This window comes from Gemmatimonadales bacterium, from assembly GCA_035502185.1.
In the GTDB taxonomy this organism is placed as follows: domain Bacteria; phylum Gemmatimonadota; class Gemmatimonadetes; order Gemmatimonadales; family JACORV01; genus Fen-1245.
The window spans coordinates 65294-84872 of the sequence record DATJUT010000067.1; the positions used below are offsets into that span (position 1 = coordinate 65294).

Annotated in this window: 21 protein-coding genes; 10 read left to right on the top strand and 11 right to left on the bottom strand. The window is 73.3% G+C overall.

Annotated features, from left to right (window positions below; genetic code table 11):
• Positions 1–36: 36 nt before the first annotated feature.
• The 4 genes from VMF70_09210 to VMF70_09225 all read left to right on the top strand — a co-directional run bounded on the left by VMF70_09210 (position 37) and on the right by VMF70_09225 (position 3397).
• Positions 37–570 (top strand): sigma-70 family RNA polymerase sigma factor, encoded by a 534-nt coding sequence (locus VMF70_09210; GenBank protein ID HTT68195.1) that lies wholly within the window; start codon positions 37–39, stop codon positions 568–570.
• Positions 567–1616, top strand: a complete 1050-nt coding sequence (locus VMF70_09215) for a hypothetical protein (protein HTT68196.1) — start codon at positions 567–569, stop codon at positions 1614–1616. The genes VMF70_09210 and VMF70_09215 overlap by 4 nt, the downstream gene beginning before the upstream one ends.
• Positions 1617–1669: 53 nt before the next feature.
• Positions 1670–2152, top strand: a complete 483-nt coding sequence (locus tag VMF70_09220) for a hypothetical protein (GenBank protein ID HTT68197.1) — start codon at positions 1670–1672, stop codon at positions 2150–2152.
• Between the two features lie 183 nt (positions 2153–2335).
• A complete protein-coding gene (locus VMF70_09225) occupies positions 2336–3397 on the top strand; it encodes a deoxyhypusine synthase (GenBank protein ID HTT68198.1) in 1062 nt (353 codons plus the stop codon).
• A gap of 57 nt (positions 3398–3454) precedes the next feature.
• On the opposite strand, the gene VMF70_09230 is transcribed toward VMF70_09225, so the two are convergent.
• Positions 3455–3826, bottom strand: coding sequence for a four helix bundle protein (locus VMF70_09230; GenBank protein HTT68199.1), 372 nt, complete (start codon positions 3824–3826; stop codon positions 3455–3457).
• Between the two features lie 109 nt (positions 3827–3935).
• Positions 3936–5132: a metallophosphoesterase gene (locus VMF70_09235; GenBank protein HTT68200.1), complete on the bottom strand. Its 1197-nt coding sequence runs from the start codon at positions 5130–5132 to the stop codon at positions 3936–3938.
• 83 nt (positions 5133–5215) lie between these two features.
• Between VMF70_09235 and VMF70_09240 the strand changes: the two genes are divergently transcribed.
• Entirely contained in the window at positions 5216–6970 is a 1755-nt protein-coding gene (locus VMF70_09240) for a M28 family peptidase (protein HTT68201.1), read from the top strand.
• Here the strand turns inward: VMF70_09240 and VMF70_09245 are convergent.
• The 3 genes from VMF70_09245 to VMF70_09255 are packed head-to-tail and all read right to left on the bottom strand — an operon-like array spanning position 6879 to position 8952.
• Positions 6879–8156, bottom strand: a complete 1278-nt coding sequence (locus VMF70_09245; GenBank protein ID HTT68202.1) for an aminotransferase class I/II-fold pyridoxal phosphate-dependent enzyme — start codon at positions 8154–8156, stop codon at positions 6879–6881. The two genes, VMF70_09240 and VMF70_09245, sit on opposite strands and share 92 nt — an antisense overlap.
• 3 nt (positions 8157–8159) lie before the next feature.
• Complete coding sequence (locus tag VMF70_09250) at positions 8160–8648, bottom strand: Lrp/AsnC family transcriptional regulator (GenBank protein ID HTT68203.1); 489 nt, start codon at positions 8646–8648, stop codon at positions 8160–8162.
• A 52-nt stretch (positions 8649–8700) separates the two neighbouring features.
• Complete coding sequence (locus tag VMF70_09255) at positions 8701–8952, bottom strand: hypothetical protein (protein HTT68204.1); 252 nt, start codon at positions 8950–8952, stop codon at positions 8701–8703.
• Positions 8953–8970: 18 nt separating this feature from the next.
• Here VMF70_09255 and VMF70_09260 point away from each other — a divergent pair, with 18 nt between their 5' ends.
• From VMF70_09260 to VMF70_09280, 5 genes are read left to right on the top strand one after another with little or no spacing between them, the layout of a single operon-like run.
• Positions 8971–10035, top strand: coding sequence for a CapA family protein (locus VMF70_09260; GenBank protein HTT68205.1), 1065 nt, complete (start codon positions 8971–8973; stop codon positions 10033–10035).
• Positions 10035–11099, top strand: a complete 1065-nt coding sequence (locus tag VMF70_09265; protein ID HTT68206.1) for a M42 family metallopeptidase — start codon at positions 10035–10037, stop codon at positions 11097–11099. Before VMF70_09260 ends, VMF70_09265 begins: the two co-directional genes overlap by 1 nt.
• 19 nt (positions 11100–11118) lie before the next feature.
• The gene (locus tag VMF70_09270; protein ID HTT68207.1) at positions 11119–13161 is read left to right on the top strand and encodes an oligopeptide transporter, OPT family; all 2043 of its coding nucleotides are present in this window, start codon (positions 11119–11121) and stop codon (positions 13159–13161) included.
• A gap of 4 nt (positions 13162–13165) precedes the next feature.
• The gene (locus tag VMF70_09275; protein ID HTT68208.1) at positions 13166–13513 is read left to right on the top strand and encodes a PqqD family protein; all 348 of its coding nucleotides are present in this window, start codon (positions 13166–13168) and stop codon (positions 13511–13513) included.
• On the top strand, positions 13513–14970 hold the full coding sequence (locus VMF70_09280; protein HTT68209.1) for an aminoacyl-histidine dipeptidase: 1458 nt from the start codon (positions 13513–13515) through the stop codon (positions 14968–14970). Before VMF70_09275 ends, VMF70_09280 begins: the two co-directional genes overlap by 1 nt.
• A gap of 145 nt (positions 14971–15115) precedes the next feature.
• Here the strand turns inward: VMF70_09280 and VMF70_09285 are convergent, their stop codons facing one another.
• The 6 genes from VMF70_09285 to VMF70_09310 are packed head-to-tail and all read right to left on the bottom strand — an operon-like array spanning position 15116 to position 19405.
• Positions 15116–15922, bottom strand: coding sequence for an ABC transporter ATP-binding protein (locus VMF70_09285; protein HTT68210.1), 807 nt, complete (start codon positions 15920–15922; stop codon positions 15116–15118).
• A gap of 5 nt (positions 15923–15927) precedes the next feature.
• Positions 15928–16689 (bottom strand): ABC transporter ATP-binding protein, encoded by a 762-nt coding sequence (locus VMF70_09290; GenBank protein ID HTT68211.1) that lies wholly within the window; start codon positions 16687–16689, stop codon positions 15928–15930.
• Complete coding sequence (locus VMF70_09295; protein ID HTT68212.1) at positions 16686–17447, bottom strand: energy-coupling factor transporter transmembrane component T; 762 nt, start codon at positions 17445–17447, stop codon at positions 16686–16688. The genes VMF70_09290 and VMF70_09295 overlap by 4 nt, the downstream gene beginning before the upstream one ends.
• Positions 17444–18004 carry a hypothetical protein gene (locus VMF70_09300; GenBank protein HTT68213.1) on the bottom strand — a complete coding sequence of 187 codons (561 nt, stop codon included), beginning with the start codon at positions 18002–18004 and terminating at the stop codon, positions 17444–17446. Before VMF70_09300 ends, VMF70_09295 begins: the two co-directional genes overlap by 4 nt.
• Entirely contained in the window at positions 18001–18678 is a 678-nt protein-coding gene (locus tag VMF70_09305) for a DNA alkylation repair protein (GenBank protein HTT68214.1), read from the bottom strand. The genes VMF70_09300 and VMF70_09305 overlap by 4 nt, the downstream gene beginning before the upstream one ends.
• Positions 18679–18682: 4 nt before the next feature.
• The gene (locus VMF70_09310) at positions 18683–19405 is read right to left on the bottom strand and encodes a glycosyltransferase (GenBank protein HTT68215.1); all 723 of its coding nucleotides are present in this window, start codon (positions 19403–19405) and stop codon (positions 18683–18685) included.
• Positions 19406–19579 lie beyond the last annotated feature (174 nt).

A 19579-nucleotide genomic window follows, 5' to 3' on the forward strand; every position in this document is an offset into this window, starting at 1 on the left:
CAAACCCGCCCGCACCGTCCGGCATCCTAGCTGCGCGTGAACGAGCAGGTGCGCCGGGCGCAGCTGGGCGACCAGGACGCCTTCGAGCAGCTCTACCGGCTGCACGCGGGGCGCGTGTACGCGCTGTGCCTGCGGCTCGCGGGCGACGCCGTCGAGGCGCGACGGCTGGCGCAGGACGCCTTCGTCCGCGCGTGGGAGCGGCTCCCCGGATTCCGTGGAGACAGTGCCTTCGCCAGCTGGCTGCACCGGCTCACGGTCAACGTCGTGCTGGCGGACCGGCGGGCGGCGAGCCGCCGACGGCGCCGGGTGGTGACCGAGGGCGACGCGCCCGGCGCCGAGGGCTCAGCGCCGGCCGCCGAGGGCACGGCCGGCGCCTGGACCCCGGAGCGGCTGGACCTCGAGCGCGCCATCGCCGCGCTGCCGCCGGGAGCCCGCGCGGTGTTCGTGTTGTTCGACATCGAGGGCTACGGGCACGAGGAAATCGCCGCCATGACCGGGATCGCGCCCGGCACCTCGAAGGCCCAACTCCACCGGGCACGCCGCCTGCTGCGGGAGGCACTGTCGCGATGAGCCACACCGGAACCGGCGCGCGCGATCCGGACGACCTCGCGGCACGCATCGAGTCGCTGCCGCGCACCATCGCTCCGCCGCCCGACCTGTGGCCGGGCATCGCCGCGCGCTTGAACGCGGCGGCCCGCATACCCGCCGCGTCGCCGCTCGTGCCCTCGCCCGCGTGGAATCTCCGGCACGGCCTCCGATCGCCGTTCGCCGCACCGCCGTCGGCCTGGGGAGTGCGGCCCGCGCTCGCCGCGGGTCTCGTGCTTCTCGTCGCCGGGGTCGTGGCGCTCCGCCACGGCGGGGAACGGTGGCACGTCGTGCAGGCGTCGGGCGCCTACTCGCTGGCGGCCGGCCGGCTCGAGACCTCGGCCGGATCCCGGCTGCGCCTCGCCGTCGGGCGGCTGGGCGTCGTGGACGTGGCGCCGCGGACCCGCATCCGGCTCCTGTCCGCGCGGCCCGAGCACCGGCTCGCCCTCGACGCCGGCCGGATCGAGGCGCGCATCGCCGCCCCGCCGCGCCTGTTCTACGTCGAAACGCCGGCGGCCACGGCCGTCGATCTCGGATGCGCCTACACCCTCGCCGTGGATTCCGGCGGCGGCGGTCTGATCCACGTCACGGTGGGCTGGGTGGAGCTGCGGCGCCTGGGCGAGACCTCGATCGTGCCCTTCAACATGTCGGCCTACACCCGGCCGGGCTTCGCCCCGGGGACGCCGTTCGCCGACCGCGCGTCCGATTCGCTGAAGGCGGCCCTGGTCCGGTTCGACTTCGCGCGCGGCGGCTCGGCCGCCGCCGCCGTGGTGCTGCGGGAAGCGAGGGTGAACGACGCGATCACGCTGTGGCACCTGCTCCGGCGCACCTCCGGTGCGACGCGCGTGGCCGTCTACCGGCGGCTCGCCGCTCTGGCCGCGCCACCGGCCGGCGCGGGCGAGACGCAGGTCCTCGCGCTCGACCGCCGCGCGCTCGAGGCGTGGTGGGAGTCGCTCCCCGGCTCGCCCGGCACTCTCCCCTGGTGGCAGCGCGCGGCCGTGCGCGTCGCGGCCTGGCTGGGGGTCCTCTAAACCGGCGGCGGCCGGCCGGCATCCCAGTCGCATCCCCAACGTCGGAGCGACCGATGCCCAACCGTCTCCTCGTCACCACGACCCTCGCCGCCACGGCTCTGCTCGCGGCCGCGGCACCCACGCCCGCGCTGGGCTGTCCTCCATCGCTGTCGATCGAGCGGCCGAAGCCCGCGGAGTCCGCGGACACGAGCGGCGCCTTCGTGGTCGTGCACGCCAACCGCGGATGCCATCCGGGCCAGCTCACGGTCACCGGCACCGCCGAGGGAATGGTCGCGGGGTCGCGGCGGTCGATCACCCTCGATCTGGCTCGAACCGACACGCCCGGGGTCTACGTCGTCCGGCGGCAGTGGCCGCGCGAGGGCGTGTGGGTGCTGCGCCTCACCGTGACCGAAGGCGACGGTCACGCCACCGCCCTGGTCGGCATCGGGCCGTCGGGCGAGATCGCCACGATCCGCGAGCCCGCCCGTCACGGCGAGATCCGCGACGTGTCCGACGCCGACGTCGCGGCCCTGCTCCGCTCGCTCGCCGCAGGCTGACCGGGGACCGTGCCGGCCCGGCGCGCGCGAACGGCACGCGCGCAGCGGCCGACCCGGGTTCCTCCGTTGACGGCCGGATTCGGCCTGGTCATTTTCCGGCCAGGAAGCCACCCACCCGCGCGATGGCGGTCCGGTCCGGACCGTAGCCGGGTCGGGTGGCTTTTCCGTTACGGGAGGGGACTCATGGCCGAGCCCGGGAAGCGCGACATCCTCAAGACGCCGGTGACGTCCATCGACATCAAGCAGCACGACGTCCGCCCGCTGGTGGATGCGATGGCGGAGATGGCGTTCCAGGCACGGAACCTCGGGCGCGCGGCCCGCATCTACGACGCGATGCTGGCCGACAAGGACTGCTCGGTCATCGTATGCATGGCGGGCTCGCTGTGCTCGGCCGGGCTGCGGGACGTGTTCGTCGACCTGATCGAGCACCGGATGGTCGACGCCGTCGTGTCGACCGGCGCCAACATCGTGGACCAGGACTTCTTCGAGGCGCTGGGATTCCGGCACTGGCGCGGCGAGGTGCGGGCCGACGACGACCAGCTGCGCCGCCTGGCGATCGACCGGATCTACGACACCTACATCGACGAGGACGAGCTGCGGATCTGCGACGAGACCGTCGGCCACATCGCCGACGAGATGCTCGCGGCCGGGGGGCCGCGCGCCGTGAGCTCGCGCGAATTCATCCGGGAGATGGGCGCGTGGCTGGAGCGCAACCGGCCGGGCGTGCGGTCCATCGTCTCCGCCGCCTACCGGGCCGACGTGCCGATCTTCGTGCCCGCGTTCTCCGACTGCTCGGCCGGCTTCGGGCTGGTGCACCATCAGGTCCATCACCCGGAGGGGTACCTCGCCCTCGACTCGGCCGCCGACTTCCGGGAGCTGACGCAGCTCAAGCTGGCGGCGGGCGCGACGGGCCTGCTGATGGTCGGGGGCGGCGTGCCCAAGAACTTCGCCCAGGACATCGTGGTCGCGGCGGAGGTGCTCGGCCACGACGTCGAGATGCACCGCTACGCCGTGCAGATCACGGTGGCCGACGAGCGCGACGGCGCGCTGTCCGGCTCGACGCTCCGCGAGGCGAATTCCTGGGGCAAGGTGAAGCTGGGCGAGGAACAGATGGTGTTCGCCGAGGCCACCGTCGCGCTGCCGCTCCTGGCCGGCTACGCGTTCCACAAGGGGGCGTGGCGGGCGCGGGCGCAGAAGCGGTACGCGAAGCTGTTCGCGGCCGAGGCCGCGAAGTCGGGAGACTGAAGACAGCAGACTGCAGGGAAGTTGCCAGACGGCGAAGAGAACAGCGGTTATGAGCCGTCAGATGGCAGCGGGCGGGGGATCCGCGAATTTCCGTATCAGGCCGTACACCGTCTTCGCGCACTCGTCCCGGATGGCCTCGATCTTCGCCAGCTCCTCGGCGCGGAAGTAGTCGAGCGCGACCGCAAGGTCGATGATCGCCTCGACCTCGTCGAGGGACGCCCTCGCAATTCCGAGGTGCTTCCGGAAGTCGCGTGTCCCCCGGCGACTGGCCCCCTCCGCAATGTTCAAGACCACGGAGTAGGAGGCCCTTCGCCATTGATCCGCGAGCCCGTCCCTCTCGGATGCCGGGAGACGGGCGATCGCGGCCTTGGAAAGCACCGCCAACGTCTTGGCGTGTTGCCAGGCTTTCAGCTGCTTGAAGTGGCCCACGCGGCAATCGTACGGTCGCCCCGCGCAGCCCGGTGGCCGGTCATGCGCGGCTCGTGCCGTTCTCTTGCGTCTCGCTTCTGGTAACCACTCCCGACTTGCCGTCTGGCAACTACCCTGGCCCCTCGTCTCTGATCGCCGCCCTCTCCCCGCGGCGCAGGGTGACGACCGCCACCTCCGCCGCGTGCCCGAGCCGGAAGGGAATGCCCCAGTAGTTGGTGCCGGGGTGGATGTAGAGGACCGAGCCGCCGCGCACGTGCGCGCCCATCGCCAGCTCGAGAAATGGGCTGGCGAGGCACCAGCCCCACTGTGGGAAGCCCAGCTGCCCCCAATGGGTGTGGCCGCTCAGCGTCAGCGGCACGCCCCGCGCGGCCAGCGCCGGCCACAGCGCCGGATTGTGCGCCAGGACCAGCACGAAATCGCCGGCCGGAACGGCGGCCAGCGTGCGCTCGACGTCGGGCGCCAGCGGCCCGTGGCCCGCCGCCGGATCGCCGGTGCCCGCCAGATGGAAGCCGCCGCCGTTGCGGTGCAGGGGCACGCTGCGGTTCACCAGCAGCGCGAGCGGCAGGGCCTCCAGCCGCGGCCGCAGGTCGTCCCAGCCCGAGTAGACCTCGTGGTTGCCGGGGATCGCGAACACGCCCAGCGGTGCCCGCAGGGCGCCCAGGGCGGCCGCGTAGTACGCGGCATCGGGCGGGAAGTCGTCCACCAGGTCGCCGGTCACGGCGATCAGGTCCGGACGCGCGGCCCGCACCGCGTCGGCCACCCGCGCGAGAAACCGGCGCGAGGTCTGCGGGCCGACGTGCAGGTCCGAGATCTGCGCCACGACCAGCCCCTCGACCGCCGCAGGCAGATCCGGCAGGACGACGGTCAGGCGGCGGACGACGAGGCGCCGGCTGCCGGCGTAGCCGGCCGCGGCGGCCAGCAGCAGCAGGGCGCCGCCCGCGGCGAGGGCGGCGCGACCCGCGGCGCCGGCGACGCCGAACGGCAGGCCCGCGAGCGCCACCACCACGCCCAGGGGCGCCAGCAGCAGGACGAAGAGCTGCGCGTACCACATCGGGCGGAACACGAGCACCCGCACGAGCGCGCCCGGGTAGGCGCGCCGTGCGCGGGTCACGATGAACAGGGCGAGCGGGACGAGCGTGAGCAGCGCCCAGGCCGCGGCCGCCGTCCACCCGCCGCCCGGAAGCGCGGGCGCGGCCAGCGCGCCGACGGCGACCCAGCAGGCGGTGAGGATCGCCAGCACCCGGGAGACGAACCGCACCATCGCGCGCCGCGTGGGCCGCGACGCTTCGACTGCGCTCGAGGTCATGGGCCCGGAATGTACTGCCGCCCCCGCGCCCGGCCCCAGCCGTGGTTGAGGGGGCCCGATCCAGACCGTACATTGGTCCCCGCATGGAGATCCACGGCATCCGGCTGCATCGCCACCCGGCGATCGATCTGTCCGCGCTCGTCGGCGCCCTGATCGCCGCGTTCCTGTTCCTGCGGCTGGCCGGCGCGCACGCCGAGCACCTGCCGATCCCGGCCTTCACCGCGGACTTCAACGCCGATTCGGCGCTCCTCAACACCCGGGTCCTGAGCGAGGGGTTCGGCAACCGCGTGACCGGCAGCGATGGCGCGCGCTATGCCGCCACCTACCTCGCGGCGCACTTCGGGGTGCTGGGCCTCACGGCGAGCACGCAGGAATTTCCCATCGTGGTGAAGGACCGGCTGCTGCAGGGCCGGAACGTCGTCGCCACCAGCCGCGGGAGCCTGCCCGGCACCATCGTGCTGGTCGCCCACTACGACGGGCAGCCGACCTCCGACCAGTCGGCGGGCGACAACGCCTCCGGCGTCGGGACGATGCTCGAGCTCGCGCGCGTCCTCGAGCGGCACGGGCACCGCCACGCCATCGTCTACGTCGCGACCGACGCCGAGGAGTGGGGGCTGGTGGGGGCGCAGACCTACGTCGGCTCCCTGCGCGATCCGGGCCAGGTGATCGCCGCGATCTCGCTCGACCACGTCGAGAACGGGGTCGGGAAGGCGGTGCACATCAACGGCGAGGGGCAGGACGACGACGACTACGCCCCGGTGTGGCTGCGGCGCGCGAGCGCCGACGCGTACGCCGCGGGCGGCGTCCGCACCACCGACATCGGCACGCTCGAGGAGCTGATCCACCGGGTCCTGGGCGTGACCATGAGCGACCAGGGCCCCTTCATCGACGCCGAAGTGCCGGCCGTCGACCTCGACGTGGAGTCGCGCCGGCCGGAGTACGCGCGGTTCCTCTACCACACGCCGGGCGACCGGTGGGAGACGTTGCGGCCGCAGTCGTTCGCTCTGCTGGGCGATGGCGCCGAGCGCCTGGTCCTCGCCCTCGACGCCGCGCCCGTGCTCCACGGCCCGGTGCACTATCTCGGGCTCGGCGACGAGCGGATGGTGAAGGGCTTCTGGATCCTGCTGGCGGCGCTCGCGCTGTTCGTGCCCCTGACCTTCGCGACCTGGGAGGCCTGGACGGCGGCCCTGGCCGATCCCGCGTCGCGGACCGCGATCCGCTCGGAGCTGGTCCGGGCCGGCGGCTGGTGGCTGATCGGGATCGCCGGCCTGCTCGCGCTGCGGGCCGCGGTGTCGGTCGACATGCTGCCGGCGTACCAGGCGTCGCCGGCCACGGTGCGCGACCCGCTGCTCTACTCCACGCGGTGGCTGCCCGTCATCACGACGCTGGTGGTCATGGTGCTGGTGGGGCTGCTGCTGAGCTCGCTCCGGAAGAGGCCCGGGCTGGTCGTGTCGCACCCCCTGGCCGGCCGGGCGGCCGCGCTGTCGACCCTGGTCGTGGTGGTGGTGTTGACGCTGCCGCACAACCCGTTCGCCGCGGTGTGGCTCCTGGTGCTCCCCGCTTGGCTGTGGCCGTGGATCGGCCCGACGCGGCGCCCGCTGACCAGCGCCGCCGGCCTGCTGATCGTCGCGGCGAGCGCGGTGCCCCTGGTGGTCGCGCTGATCGTGATGAGCCGGCCCCTCGAGGTCGGGAGCGGACTCCTGTGGTACCTGTTCCTGCAGGCGGCCTACGCCACCTGGAGCCCGGTCACGATCGTGATGCTCGTGGTGATGCTGCTCGCGGCGACCCGGCTCCTCGGGACCGCGACGGCGCGGCTGCTCCCCGCCGAGGGCGACTAGCCGCGTCCAGCGCGCCCAGCAGGTCGCGCTCCAGCTCCTCCGCGCTTTCCAGCCCCACCGAGATCCGGATCAGGCCGTCGGTGATCCCCGCGGCCGCGCGCTCCTCGCCGGACAGGTGGGCGTGCGTCATCGACGCCGGGTGCTCGATCAGCGTGTCGGTGCAGCCCAGGCTCACCGCCCGCTTGCCCACCGTGAGCGCGTCGAGGAAGCGGCGCCCGCGCTCCGCGCCGCCCCGGATGCCGAAGGCGATCATCGCGCCGAAGCCGAGCATCTGGCGGCTCGCCACTTCGTGCCCCGGGTCGTCCACCAGGCCGGGATAGCGCACCCACTCCACCAGCCGGTGCTGGGCGAGCTCCGCCGCCAGCCGGCGCGCCGTCTGCGATTCCCGCTCGACCCGCAGGCGCAGCGTCTTGACGCCCTGCAGCAGCAGCCACGCGTCGAACGGGCTCGGGACGGAGCCGAGCACGTTCTTCAGCTGCATCACGCGGCCCGCCAGCAGGTCGCGGTCGGCGCTCACCACGACCCCGCCCACCACCGTGCCGTGGCCGCCGAGGTACTTGGTGGACGAGTGGACCACCAGATCGGCGCCGAATCCCAGCGGCTGCTGCAGCACCGGCGTCGCGAAGGTGTTGTCCACCAGCAGCCGCGCACCCGCCGAGTGCGCCACCCCCGCGGCGTGGGCCAGATCGACGATGTCGAGCGTGGGGTTGGCGGGCGTCTCGACGACCACCAGCCGCGTGCGGGGCCGGCGCACCGCCGCCTCGAGCGCCCTGGGAAGGTCGCCGGGACACACCATCGTGACCGCCACGCCGTAGCGCGGCAGCACCGCGTCCAGCAGCTCGGTCGTCCCGCCGTACAGCGGCCGCACCGCGACCACGTGATCGCCGTGCTCGACGCATGCCAGCACCGCCGCCGTCACCGCCCCCATGCCCGACCCGAAGGCGATCGCCGCGGCCTCCCGGTCCGTGCCCTCGCTCTCCAGCGCCGCGACCCGGGCCTCCCACCGCGCGACCGTCGGGTTGCCCATGCGCGTGTACACGAAGCCCGGCGCCTCGCCCGCGAACCGCGCCGCCGCCGCGGCCGCCCGCTCGAAGGTGAAGGTGCTCGTCTGGTAGATCGGCATCTCGTGCGCGCCGTAGGGGTCGGGCAGCAGCGCGTCGGACGGAAGGAACGGGGGTCGGGCCACGGGCTACTCCAGGGGAATCGCGGTTTCCGACTTCATGGTCGACAGGACGACGGACGAGTTCAGCCGCTCGACGCCGGGCAGCCGAGTGAGCGTGTCGAGCACCAGGTGCTCGTAGGCGGCGGCGTCGCGGACCACCACGCGGAGCAGGAAGTCCGCGGTGCCCGTGGTATGATGGCACTCCAGGATCTCCGGCACGGCGCGCACCGCCTCGCGGAACTTGCGGACCGCGCCCTCCCGGTGGAGCGCCAGCGTCACCGCCACGTAGACGGTCATCCCGAAGCCGACCCGCGGGGCATCGAGCACCGCGGTGTACCGCGTGATGACCGCCGCCGCTTCGAGCCGCCGCAGCCGCTCGTGCACCGGGGGCGCCGACAGGCCGACGGCCTCGGCGAGCCGCGCGACCGGTGCGCGGCCGTCCTGCTGGAGCAGGGCCAGCAGCCGGCGGTCCACCGCGTCCAGCGCGACCGCGACCTGAGGAAGCTTCGTCTTCATACTTGGTCCCATAATAATCTTATGGATTGTAGCGTCAATGCCTAATGATATGCTAGTAGGTCCGGGCGCGGCGCCAGGCGGCCAGCAGCGCCTCCGCGGGCACCCCGGCCAGGGCCGGGCCCGGCGACGGAGCGTAGATGGGCGGCTGGCGGGGCGCGCCGGGCCGGCGGAACTCCACGACGGGACGCGCGAGCCGGCGGGCGAGGTACGGGGAGATGCGGCCGGAGGCCACCAGGCGGGCCTCCCAGACCGCACCATCGGGCGCGGTGAAGCGGCGCGGCGGATCGGGCGGGGGCGGCCGCACGGTTCTATACTACACGGCGTGCCGCCCCGTCGCCTGTGCCTCGCCGTCTCCCTGGCGCTCGGCCTCGCCCCCTGTCCCGCTCCCGCCCAGGCTCCGCGGGAGCCGCTGCGCATCGTGGTGGTGGGCGACATCAACCTGGCGCGCATCGTCGCCCGCAGCTACGTCGTGCCGGGGCGCGGCGCCGAGATCTTCGCCGCGGTGCGCGACAGCCTGCGCGCCGCCGACCTCGCGATCGGCAACCTCGAGAGCCTGATCTTCGACCGCGGCACGTTCACCGACACCGCGCTCAGCCCGGCGTTCGCCGCGCCGGCGGCGGCCGCCCGGCTCCTGGCCGACGCGGGCTTCGCCGCCGTCTCGACCGCCAACAACCACGCCTGGGACCTCGGGCATGCTGCGTTGCTCGAGTCCCTGCGCCATCTCGACAGCGCCGGCGTGGCACACGCGGGCACCGGCCCCACGGTCGCCGACGCCCTCCGGCCCGCGATCCTGCGCCGACGGGGGTGGACGGTGGCGATGTTCTCGGTCACCGCGATCTTCAACTATCCCGACCTCACCGTGCGGGGCCACCCCGCCGCGTGCTGCGTGGCCTGGGCGGACACCCTGGCCCTGCGCCCGGCGATCCAGGCGGCGCGCGACAGCGGGGCCGACCTCGTGCTGGTGATGCTGCACGCCGGGATCGAGTACCGCGACGTCCCCCCGCCCGGCGTCGTCGCCATCGCCAAGGGACTGATCCACGCCGGCGCCGACGTGGTGTTCGGCCACCATCCCCACGTGCCGGAAGGACTCGGCTGGGCCGACGGCAAGCCGATCCTGTATTCGCTCGGCAACTTCGTGTTCGCGCAGCACCGGATGTGGACCAACCGCGGCCTGTGGGCGGAGTACACCGCGATGCCCGACGGCCGCCGTGCGCTGGACGTGCGCCCGGTGGTGGCGGGGATGCAGCCCCGGCTGGCCGCGGGGCCGGATTCCGCGGCCACGATGGAGCATTTCCGGGCCATCACCGACTCGCTCACCCGCTTGCCACGGACTCGGGCCCGGCGTACGTTGGGCCGCCACCTCACGCCTGGAACGGGACGCGAATGATGGACGACCGATCACTCGACTTCTTCAAGCGACTGCTGGACACGCCGGGCCCCTCGGGCTTCGAGCGGGGCCCCGCGCGGGTGTGGCGCGACGAGGCCGCCACCTTCGCGAAGGTCGAGGCCGACGTGGCCGGCAACTGCTACGCGACCGTGAACCCGGGCGGCAAGCCGCGCGTGATGCTCACCGGCCATCTCGACGAGATCGGCGTGATGGTCGTGCACGTGGACGACGACGGGTTCCTCTACTTCGCGCCGATCGGCGGCTGGGATCCCCAGGTCCTGGTGGGCCAGCGGGTGCGGCTCGAGGGCCGCGCCGGGCCGGTCGCCGGCGTGGTGGGCAAGAAGGCCATCCACCTGATCAAGGCGGACGAGCGCGACAAGGCCTCGAAGATCACCGACCTGTGGATCGACATCGGCGCGAAGAACAAGGCCGAGGCCCTGGACCGGGTGCGGATCGGCGACGCCGGGGTCCTCGACGCCCGCATCGCGGAGCTGCCCAACCGGCGGCTCGTGTCGCGCAGCATCGACAACCGGGTCGGCTCGTTCGTGGTGCTGGAGGCGTTGCGGCGCCTGGCGGCGAAGCCGCCGGCCGCGTGCGCCGTGGCGGTGGGGACGACGCAGGAGGAGATCGCCTTCACCGGCGGGGGGGCGCGCACCAGCGCTTTCGGCCTCGAGCCCGACGTGGCGATCGTCGTGGACGTGACCCACGCGACCGATTCGCCGGGCGTCGAGAAGAAGGAAGTGGGCGACTTCAAGCTCGGCGGCGGACCGGTGCTCTCCCGCGGCTCGGCGGCGAGCCCGGTGGTGTTCGACCAGCTGGTCGCCGCGGCCGAGGCCGAGCAGATCCCGTACGGCGTGGAGGCGGCGCCGCGCGGCACCTCGACCGACGCCGACGCCATCTACACGGCCCGGCGCGGCATCGCCACCGGCGTCGTGTCGGTGCCGTGCCGCTACATGCACAGCCCCAACGAGATGGTCGACCTCGAGGATCTCGACCGCGCCGCGGCGCTGCTCGCCGCCTGGACGCGGCGGCTCCAGAGCGGCACCTCGTTCCTCCCCTACTAGCAACCCGTCCGGAGCCCCCATGACGCAACCCTTCAAGCCCTACGTGCCCGCGAACAGCGACATGGCGGAGTTCACGCTCCGCGCCGTGCTGATCGGGCTCGTGATGTGCGTGGTCCTCGGCGCGGCCAATGCCTACCTCGGCCTCAAGGCCGGGATGACCATCGCCGCCACCTATCCGGCCGCCGTGATCGGCATGGCCGTGCTGCGGGTGATGAAGGGCTCGATCCTCGAGGAGAACATCGCCCGCACCGTGGGCTCGATCGGCGAGTCGGTCGCGGCCGGCGCGATCTTCACCCTGCCCGCGCTGTACATCTCGGGTGTCTGGACGGAGTTCCCGGGCACCAGCCACTACATCCAGAGCACGCTCATCATGCTGGCGGGCGGCGTGCTGGGCATCATGTTCGTCGCGCTGCTGCGGCGGGTGATGGTCGAGGACGTCGAGCTGCCCTTCCCGGAGTCGGTGGCCGCCTCCGAGATCCACAAGGCGGGCCGTTCGGGCGGCACGGGCGCCAAGTTCCTGTTCGGCGCGATGGGCATCGGCGCGCTGATCCAGGGGCTCGTGCAGATCAACCTGTTCCAGAGCGCCTGGCAGAAGTTCGTGGCGTTCGCCAAGACGACCATCACGCTGCGCTCCAGCGGCAGCGCGACGGGGCAGAGCGGCATGCTACTCTCCTCGCCCTCCATCAGCCCGGCGTTCATCGGCGTCGGCTACATCATCGGGCCCAAGCTGGCCTCGCTGAACTTCAGCGGCGGCCTGCTGGCGTGGGGCCTGCTGGTGCCCATCATCGCCTACTTCATCGGGCCGACGGTGTTCCCGGCGGGCTCGGCGCCCACCACCGACCAGTGGGTCGGGCTCGCCAACAACGTCTGGTTCACCATCGTGCGGCCGATCGCCATCGGCGGCATGCTGATGAGCGCCGCCTGGACCCTGTTCCGGATGCGCAAGAGCCTGGTGGCCGGGATCCGGCGGTCGATCGGCGACGTCAAGCGCGCGGCGGCCGGCGAGGTCGTCGGCGACCGCACCGAGCGGGACCTGCCCTTCAACCGGGTGATGCTGGGCGTGCTGGCCACCTCGGTCGTGGTGTTCTTCATCTACAACTACTTCACGGGGAACGCCTGGGGCGCCGCGCTGGTGGCGACCATCGTCCTGGTCGTCGCGGGATTCTTCTTCGCCGCGGTGTCGGGCTACCTGGTCGGCGTCATCGGCTCCAGCAACAACCCGATCAGCGGGCTCACCCTCTCGACCCTCGTGATCGCGGCGCTGCTGATGGTCGCCCTGGGAATGAAGGGCCAGGCCGGGGTCGCGGCGGTGCTGGGCGTCGCCGGCGTGGTCTGCGTGTCGTCGGCCGTCGGCGGCGAGATGCTGCAGGACCTCAAGGTGGGGCACATCCTCGGCGGGACGCCGTGGAAGATGCAGATCGGCGACCTGCTCGGCGTCGCGGTCGCCGCGGCCGTGATGTTTCTCCCGCTCGTCGTCCTGCACGGGGGCGACATCCGGGCCGGACAGATGGCGGTGCCGCCCTACGCGGGCGGCTTCGGCGGACCCACCCTGCCCGCGCCGCAGGCGAGCCTCATGGCGCTGCTGTCGCAGGGCATCGTGGGCGGGCACATGGCGTGGCCGCTGATCATCGTCGGCCTCGCGCTCGGCCTCGGCATGATCCTGATGCGGGTGCCGAGCCCGATGCTGGTGTGCGTCGGGATGTACATCAACCTCGGCACGACGTTCGCCATCTTCATCGGCGGCGTCATCCGGGCGATCGTCAACTGGATGAGCGAGGGCCGCAAGCACAACGCCGCGCAGAAGGCGCGGGTGGAGAACAACGGCATCCTGATCGCCGCCGGCCTGATCGCCGGCGAGGCCCTGATCGGACTGCTGTTCGCGGCGCTGGCGTTCGGCAACGTGAACTACGCGAACTTCCTGGTGGCGCAGCTCGGCTTCCACGGGTTCGGCTTCTGGTTCGCGCTGCTGGTGCTGCTGTTCCTCGGCTGGCTGCTGGTGCAGGTGCCGCTCCGCAACGCGGGCGCGCCCGACCAGCCGGCGCCGCCGAGCGCGGTGATGTAGGACGGTGACGGCACCGGTCAACCTGTTCGCGCTCCGGCCGCGGCGGCTGGCGCGGTTCGAGCGGGGGGCCGACGGCCTGGTGACGGTGCTGGCCCCGAAGTTCCGGAGCCGGCTCGCCCTGCAGTGGCTCGCGCCGCTGCTGGCGCGGCCCGAGGTCGCCGTCCGGCTCGACAGCGAGGGCAGCTTCGTGTGGGATCGCTGCGACGGCGGCACGACCGTGCAGGCCATCGCGGAGGCGCTGCACCGGCGGCTGGCCGGTGACGAGGACGCCGTGGGCGACCGGGTGGGCCGCTTCGTGGAGCAACTGGCCCGCGCCGGTCTGGTGACGATGGACCTTCCCGGAGAGCGATGATGAGCGACGCGATTGCAGGCCTGCAGCCCGCGCTGGTGTGGAAGTACTTCGCCGAGATCGCGCGGATCCCCCGCGGGTCGAAGCACGAGGAGAAGATCTCGAAGTACGTGCTGGAGACGGCCAGGAAGCTGGGACTCGCGGCCAAGGCCGACAAGCTCGGCAACGTGGTGGTGAAGAAGCCCGCCTCGCCGGGGAAGGAGCGCGCGAAGAGCGTCGCCCTGCAGGGCCACCTCGACATGGTGTGCGAGAAGAACAAGGACAAGACGCACGACTTCTCCAAGGACCCGATCGAGCTGGTGCGCAAGGGCAACTTCCTCATGGCCAACGGCACCACGCTCGGCGCCGACAACGGCATCGCCGTCGCGACCAACCTCGCGATCATGGAGGACAAGTCGCTGGTGCACGGGCCGCTGGAGTTCGTGTTCACCATCGACGAGGAGACGGGTCTGACCGGCGCGGCGGGCCTCCAGCCGGGCTTCGTCGAGAGCCGCACGCTGATGAACCTCGACTCCGAAGAGGAGGGCGCGCTGTACGTCGGCTGCTCCGGGGGCCGCGACACCATCGGCACCTGGAAGGCGGCCTTCGACGCGTCCCCGGCGGGCTCGACCGCCGCCACGCTCCGGGTCACCGGGCTCAAGGGCGGTCACTCGGGCCTCGAGATCGACAAGGGCCGCGGCAACGCGGTCAAGATCATCAACCGGGCCGCGCTCGCGCTCGCCGACCTCGGCGCGCGCCTCAGCTCGGTCGAGGGCGGCGACAAGCACAACGCCATCCCGCGGGAAGCCGAGGCGGTGGTCTTCGTGCCGAGCAGGAAGTGGAACGAGGCGGCCGCGGCCGTCGCCGCGTTCCAGAAGACGGCCAAGGCCGAGCTGGCGACCGTGGAGCCCGGGCTCACGGTCACGCTCGAGGAGAAACAGGGGGTGCGGAAGGGGAAGGTCCTGAAGAAGGCGCTGCAGCACAAGCTGACCCAGACCATCGCCGCCTTCCCGCACGGCGTGCTCAAGATGAGCGCGGACATTCCCGGCCTGGTGGAGACCTCCACCAACGTGGCCGCCGTCCACACCACCGCGAAGACCGTCCAGCTGGTCACCAGCCAGCGCAGCTCCGTGGCCTCGGAGCTCGACGAGGCCTGCCTCGGCGTGCGCGCCATCCTCGAGATGGGCGGGGCGACGGCCCACACCAGCGACGGCTACCCCGGCTGGAAGCCGGACCTCGGGTCGGCCATCCTGAAGACGGCCAAGGCCACCTACAAGGCGCTGTACGGGAAGGACCCCGAGGTGAAGGCGATCCACGCCGGCCTCGAGTGCGGCATCATCGGCGAGCGCTATCCGGGGATGGACATGGTGTCGTTCGGGCCCACGCTCGAGGGCGTCCACTCGCCCGACGAGAAGATCCACCTCGACACCGTGCCGAAGTTCTGGGACTTCCTGCTCGGGATCCTCAAGGCGGTGAACTGAATTTCGACCGGTTCCAAGACGGCGAAGGAAGTAGCGGTTGCCAGAGGTGGGGGACTAGAGGCCAGACCAGTTGCCAGTACTTGCGACGGGTCTGGCCTCTCGCTTCTACGAGCTGGTGACCACTTCGGTCCTTGCCGTCTGGCAACTACACTGGCGCCTGTCTCCACCGAATTCCGCGCATCGCTTCCACGACCTCGACCGAGCGCACCGGCCGGCCCGGCAACCCGAGCGCCTCGCCGACCTCCACCGTCGCCGGCGGCCTGAGCCCCAGCCGCCGCAGCGCTTCACGGTCGTACAGCAGCTCGCGCGCCGGCCGATCCTCGACGATCCGCCCGTCCCGCATCACCACCGTCCGGTCGGCGGCGTCCGCCACGAAGCCGAGATCGTGCGACACGGCCAGGATCGTCACGCCGTCCCCGCCACGGCGCCGCAACGCGGCGATCGCCGCGTCCCGCTGGACGTGGTCGAGCCCCGCGGTGGGCTCGTCGAGGACCAGCACCCGCGGCTCCATCGCCAGCACGCCCGCGAGCGCCACCAGCTTGCGGGTCGGCGCCGGCACGTCGTACGGGTGCAGGCCGGCCAGCGGCGCCAGCCCCAACTCCTCGAGCACCTCGCCCACCGGCGGCTTCCGCCGGCCCAGGCAGCGCGGCCCGAAGGCCACGTCCTCCTCGATCGAGCGGGCGAACAGCTGCTGGTCGGCGTGCTGGAAGACGTAGCCCACCCGCCGCGCCATCTCGTCCGGCCGCCTCCGGGCCACCTCCCAGTCCCCCACCGTCACCCGTCCGGCGCTCGGCCGCCGCAACGCGACGAGGAGACGGGTCAGCGTGGTCTTCCCCGCGCCGTTGGGCCCGAGCAGGGCGACCTGCTCCCCGGCCTCGAGCACCAGGTCGACGCCGCGGACGGCCTCGGCGGAACCGTAGCTGTAGCGCACGCCCGCCAGCCGCACGTCCATGCCGCTCACGGCGCCACCCGCCGGACCAGCGCCGCCGCGTCGATCGGATAGGGCGGCGGGCAGCCCGCGGCCCGGGCCAGCCGCGCCACCTCGGTTCCACTCAGCACCTCCGCCGGAGCGCCGCTCGCGACGACGCGTCCGTCCGCCATCTCGACGGCGCGCGTCGCGACGCGCGCCGCCCGCTGCAGGTCCGGCGTGGCGAGCAGCACCGCGGTGCCCGACGCGGCGAGCGGGGGAAGCGCGGCGTACAGGGCGTCGGCGGCCTCCGGATCCAGCTCGGCGGCCGGGTCGTCCAGCGCGAGCACCTCCGGCGCCAGCGCGAGTGCCGCGGCCACCACCACGCGCTGCAGCTCCCCGCCCGACAGCTCGGTCGGCTCCCGGTCGGCCAGCTGGCCGACGTGCAGCAGATCGAGGGCGCGCGCGGCCGCCGCCAGCACGGCCTCGCGCGGCAGCCCGAGCGAGGCCGGCCCGAACGCGACCTCGTCCCGCACCGTCGAGCACAGGCCCGTCAGCTGGGTCCAGGGCCTCGCGAACACCAGCCCGCAGCGCCGCGCGGCGATGCGCCGCGTCCCGGTCAGCGTGCCTCCCACCACCCGCGGCGCGAACCCGCTCGCGACCAGCAGCAGCGTCGAGGTTCCGGCGCCCGCCGGACCGGTCACGACGACCACCTCCCCGGGCGCGAGCTCCAGCGACACCTCTGCCAGCGCCGGCCGCGCCGCCCCCGGATAGCTGAACGACGCGCGCTCCAGCGTCACCAGCGCCGTCATGCCCCGAGTCTCCAGAACTTCCATGCGTACGCGGCCGCCACCAGCAGCAGCAGCGCCCACCGCCACGCGCGCTGCGCGGCGGAATCGCGGGGCGGGTCGAGTGCGGTGCGCCGTGCCGCGCCGCCCGCGCCCCGCGCGTCCAGCGCCAGCACCTGCTCGTCCACCTCGGCCAGGGCGCCGAGCACCAGCGGCAGGGCGAGCGGGCCGAGCGCCCTCAGCCGGGCGAAGGGCGAGCCCCCGAGGCGGAGTCCGCGGCACTGCTGCGCCTCGAGGATCTGCGCGGCGCGCTCGCGCATCCGCGGCAGCACCGTGAGCGTCGAGGCCAGCAGGAAGGCCCGGCCGAACGGCGCGCCGTCCGCCGTCATCGCCTCCACCAGCCGGTGGGGCGAGGTGGCCGCCAGCGCGGTCAGGAAGCCGAGCACGATGGCCGTGACGCGCCCTCCCAGCACCAGTGCCCGCGCCAGGCCCGGCGCGGACAAGGCCACGGGCCCCAGGACCACGCGCGGCTCGGCGCCGAGGAGGCCGTGCAGCACGAACAGCAGGACCCAGATCGGCAGCGACAGGAGCAGAGCCGTCCTCGCGCTGGCGCGCAGCACGCCGCCCACCGCGGCGTACGCCACCGCCGCCCCGACCAGCAGCCACACCTCCAGCGGGCGGGTCAGCGCGAACGCCCCCAGCAGCAGCGCCGCGGCCGTGGCCAGCGTCGTGTACGGGTGCGCGCGGTGCAGGGGCGAGCGGCCGGGGACGAAGCCGATCACCGCGCCAGCTCCGGGAACCGCGCCGCGAGCGTCCGCGGCAGCGAGCGGAGCACCACGCTCACCAGCGCGCAGGCGATCGCCTTGTCCAGCAGGTCCGTCGCGAAGCTGGCCGACGTGACGGCCACGCCGAGCGGCACGCCGAGCGCCCGCAGCACGGTCGTCACCGCGGTCACGCCGCCCGCGGTCACGCCGCCGAACAGGAAGTACGAGATCGGCGCCGAGCATGCCGCGGCGGCCAGGCCCATCCCGAGGCCGGCCGGCACCGCCGTGGCCAGGCGGCGAAACAGGCCCAGTCGCGCCGCGGCCGCGGCGTAGCCCGCGATCACCACCTGCACGACGGCGAAGGGGAGCCAGGAAAAGTTGCCCGAGATGACGGCGTTGAGCACCTGCGACACGAGCCCGGCGGCGATCGCGGCGCGCGGGCCGACCAGCGCCGCCACCAGGATCGTTCCCACCGAGTCGAGGTAGACCGGCAGCAGCAGGGCGGCGACGATCTGCCCGATCACCAGGTTCAGCGCGACGCCGAGCCGGATCAGGACGAGGTCGCGCAGCGTCATCCGCGGTTCCCGGGCGCCCGGTGCCGGCGCGGGTTCTTGACGCCGGTCGACAGCTTGTTGCCGACCTCGCGCACCACGCGCGCCGCCAGCGCATCGCCGTGGGCGGCGACGAACCGGCGCGCGGCGCCGGGGTCGCGCTTGGCCACCTCCCGCACGGCCCACGACATCGCCTTGACGACCATGTCGTCGCGGTCGGCAATCAGCAGCCGGCAGATTGCGAACGTGCGGGCACTGTCCCCGGACCCGCCGCGTGCCCGCGCGTTGAGCGGCACGGTGCTGACCAGCGCCGCACGGCGCCACCACCGGTCGCGCGAGCGCGCCCAGCGGCGGATCGTCGCGTCGGACACCTGTCGCTCGCGCCACGCCGGCCCGGCGAGGTAGCACGCGAACATGTCCACGGCGCCCCAGCCGTCGAGCCCCCGGCCCAGGCGCTCGAGCGTCCGGACGCGCAGGCCGGCCAGCGCCGCACGATGGTGGTGAACCAGCTCGTAGGCCATGAACCGGCGCTCGATCCCGCCGGCGGCGACGAGCCGCAGGGCGAGCCGCACGACCGCCTCCGGAGCCGCCGTGACGAGCCGACGCGAGTACTCCCGCCGCAACGCCCGGAGCGGCGCCGCTGACGCCCCGCGCATCCGGCCCAGCGAGGCGTCCAGCTCGGCGAACAGGGCTTCCACGCGGCTAGCGGCTGGGTTGATACCAGTAGCGCTCGGCGACGGAGTTCAGGTCGCCGCGACCGAACAGCCCGGCGATGCCCTTGGCCGCGAAGCCCCAGTAGTGCCAGTCGCCGTGCTCGTCGAACTTCCGGGTCGAGGCCACCGCCTTCGCGCGCCGCGCCCGCACCAGGTGCCGGCCGCTGCGGCGGCCGAGGCGCCACAGCGCCAGCAGGAAGGCGACGTCCTCGCCGAAGCGGAGCCGCTGGTCGTAGCCGCCGACCGCCTCGAAGTCGGTCCGGCGGCAGAAGACCACGCCGGTGTCGAACCCCGTGATCCACACCAGCGGCACGAGCACGAGCCACGTGGCCACGATGCCCGGAGACCAGCGCTCCATCGTGACGCCGGTGGCGCCTCCCACCGCGCGGGCCGAGCCCAGGAGCCGCTCGATCTCGTTGAACGTCCCGGGGTGGATCCGCGAGTCCGCGTCCACGAACGCCAGCACCTCGCCCCGGGCCGCCCGGGCCCCGGCGTTCCGCGTCGCGCCGATCGAGCGTGGCGCGGCCGGGACCACGCGGCACCCGCGCGCGGCGGCGACCGCGGCCGTCCGGTCGGTGGAGCCGTTGTCGGCGACGATCACCTCGACGCCAGAAGGCCCACCCCGATGCGCGGCGGCGGCCGCGTCCACCGAGTCGAGCAGCCTCGGCAGGAAACCCGCCTCGTTGTACGCCGGCACCACCAGCGAGATCATGTCCCTTCCGGCTCAGCCGCGCTTCAGGGCCGCGAGGTACCGCTCGGCCAAGATCGTCGCGTGGTGACGCTCGTGGCCGGCGATGATGAACGCCAGCGAGCGGACCGAATACGGATTGTCGTTCGCCCTGCCACGCCGCGCCAGCTCCTCCGCGTCCAGGCCCGCGAACAACGC